Origin of the sequence: Kutzneria sp. 744 (assembly GCF_000568255.1) — a bacterium.
Taxonomy (GTDB): Bacteria; Actinomycetota; Actinomycetes; order Mycobacteriales; family Pseudonocardiaceae; genus Kutzneria.
On record NZ_KK037166.1, the window covers coordinates 5,246,855 to 5,249,634 of the forward strand.

At 72.2% G+C, this 2,780-nt stretch carries 3 protein-coding genes; 2 read left to right on the forward strand and 1 reads right to left on the reverse strand.

What is annotated here, in order from left to right; all coding sequences use genetic code 11:
• The coding region (locus KUTG_RS23490; RefSeq protein ID WP_232240910.1) for a DUF3027 domain-containing protein at positions 1 to 465 on the reverse strand (465 nt) is incomplete at its 3' end.
• A 55-nt stretch (positions 466 to 520) separates the two neighbouring features.
• Between KUTG_RS23490 and KUTG_RS23495 the strand changes: the two genes are divergently transcribed.
• Positions 521 to 1,270 (forward strand): glutaminyl-peptide cyclotransferase, encoded by a 750-nt coding sequence (locus KUTG_RS23495; RefSeq protein ID WP_043719593.1) that lies wholly within the window; start codon positions 521 to 523, stop codon positions 1,268 to 1,270.
• Positions 1,271 to 1,633: 363 nt separating this feature from the next.
• A partial coding sequence (locus KUTG_RS61590) for an MFS transporter (protein WP_052395308.1) occupies positions 1,634 to 2,780 on the forward strand: 1,147 nt, incomplete at its 3' end.

Consider the following 2,780-nt stretch of genomic DNA (forward strand, 5'->3'; position numbering starts at 1 on the left):
GAACCGGGACAGCACCCGCACGCGGCCGAGGCCGACCTCAAGGGCCACCTCTTCCACCGCCGGGTCCTCGGACTCCAGGTAGCCGGGCGCCAGCCGGGCGTCGTCCGGGGTGGTCGGCATGAGATCGCCGACGCCGAGGTCGCCCGCGCGGACCCGCTCGCCCCACGGCACCCAGTCGGGCGCCACGAGCGACTCGGGGCCGGGCAGCAGCACGACCTCGCTGATCGTCACCGGGTCGTCGCTGCCGGTGGTGGTCGCGATGGTCACCGCCCACCGCCAGCCGTCGTAGCCGGGGTGCGATGCCTCGAACAGGTGTGTGACCGACGCCTCGTCCTCGGCGAGGACGCCGGTGTGCGGGCCGATCGGCTCGTCGCCGGCCTCCTGCTGGGCGGCGGCCCTGGCCAGCTCGACTACCGATGCGAGGACCGGATTCGGGTGCTGCTCACTGGTGGTCGGTGCGGTCACCCGTCGATTGTGCCGCACGCGGGGAACCTCGCCGCACACGTGTCACGCTCTTGAGATGCGCGCAGCCGTGCTGTTACTTGCCGTGGTGTTGCTCACGGGCTGTGCCGGCCCCGCCGGGCCCCCGCACCTGCGGGTGGAGGTGCTCGGCACGATGCCGCACGACACCTCGGCCTTCACGGAAGGTTACGAGCTGGCCGACGGCGTGCTGTACGAGAGCACCGGGCTGCAGGGCTCGTCCACACTGCGTGCGGTCGACCCGAGGACCGGGCGGGTGCAGCGCAGCGTCGATCTGCCGGCCGAGTACTTCGGCGAGGGCATCGCCGTGGTCGGGGACAGGATCTGGCAGCTGACCTGGCAACAGAACGTGGCGATGCTGCGCGATCGGACCACCCTGGAGCAGCTGGGCACCGCCTTGTACCAGGACGAGGGCTGGGGCCTCTGCTACGACGGCAGGCGCCTGGTGATGAGCGACGGCACCTCGCTGCTGACCTTCCGCGACCCGAGGACCTTCGCCGTGACCGGGCACGTGCAGGTCGCTCACGAGGGCCAGCTCAACGAGCTGGAGTGCGTCGACGGCTCGGTCTGGGCCAACGTCTACCCCACGAAGACGATCATTCGGGTGGATCCGGCCAGCGGCGCCGTGCAGGGCGTCGCCGACCTCTCCGCGCTCGGCCCGACCGGCGACACCGCCGCTGACGACGTGCTCAACGGCATCTCGGTGGCGCCCACCCCCGGCGAATTCCTGGTCACGGGCAAGCGGTGGCCCCTTGCTTACCGGGTGAGGTTCACACGCGACGGCTCCTAGTGCGGCAGGATTGAGGGGTGACCGCCGACCACTCCGACCCCGCCCGGCCCCGTCGCGGGTGGAGCGGGGCCAGCCGACGGCGCCAGGAGTCCGTGCAGAGCGACCCGGACCTGGTCGCCGAGTGGTCGCGCACGCCCAAGCCACCGACCCGGCCGATGCCGCGGTACCCGTGGCAGGAGGAGGCCCAGGAGCCGCCGACCTACCGCACGGCACCGCCGCCGCCTCGGTACGAGGAGCCCACGCACCGGCCTGAGCCGCCCACCTATCGGCAGGCCCCGCCGCCGCCTCCGCCTCAGCAGGAGCACCGGTTCGTGCCGCCCGAGCAGCCGTCGAGCGGGCCCCGCATCGCCGAAGAAGCTGACCGTGACCCGGGTCGCGTGGTTCCGCAGCCGGCAACTGGGGCAGCGCGGCGTCGACGCGTTCCGACGGGCACTGCACGCCGACGGCGCCGACCAGTCCGGGCTCGCGGCGCTGACATGGGCCGTGATGATGAACTACGCGACCGACGCCACGCTGGCGGTCGCCCTGGCCAACACCCTGTTCTTCTCCGCCGCCACCGGCGAGAGCCAGGGCAAGGTCGCCCTGTACCTGCTGATCACCGTCGCGCCGTTCGCCGTGATCGCGCCGATCATCGGCCCCGCGCTGGACCGCATCCAGCACGGGCGACGGCTCGCGCTGGCCGTCTCCTGCTTCGGGCAGGCGCTGCTCGCGGTCGTCATGGCGCTGCATTTCGACGACTGGGGCCTGTACCCGGCCGCGCTGGGCACCATGGTGCTGTCCAAATCGTTCAACGTGCTCAAGGCCGCCGTCACGCCCCGCGTGCTGCCGCCGGACATCACCCTGGTCAAGACCAACGCCCGGCTCACCGTCTTCGGCCTGGCCGCCGCCGGTGTCTTCGGCGCCGTGGCCGTCGGCTTCGCCCAGCTGTTCAACTCCCCCGGCGCGCTGTGGTTCACCGCGGTCCTCTGCGTCGGCAATGCCGTGCTGTGCCTGCGGATTCCCGCCTGGGTCGAGGTCACCGAGGGCGAGGTGCCGACGTCGCTGCGGGCCGAGCCCCGGCAGAAGACCCGGCAGCCCCTGGGCCGTCAGGTCGTGATGGCGTTGTGGGGCAACGGCACCATCCGCGTGCTCACCGGCTTCCTGACCCTGTTCGCCGCCTTCGTGATCAAGGCCCAGACCGAGCGCGACCATGCCCCGGTCGAGCAGATCCTGCTGCTCGGCATGATCGGCGCCGCCGCCGGACTCGGCAACTTCCTCGGCAACGGCATCGGCGCCCGTCTCCAGTTCGGCCGCCCCGACCAGGTGATCATCAGCTGCCTCGGGGCCGGGCTCGGCATGACGGTCATTGCCGCCCTGATCCCCGGCGTGCCCACCGTCGTCGCGCTGGCCCTGGTCGGCTCCGTCGGCAGCGCCCTGGCCAAGATCAGCCTCGACGCCACCATCCAGGACGGACCTGCCCGAGCAGTCCCGGGCCTCGGCCTTCGGGCGGTCCGAGACCATCCTCCAGTTC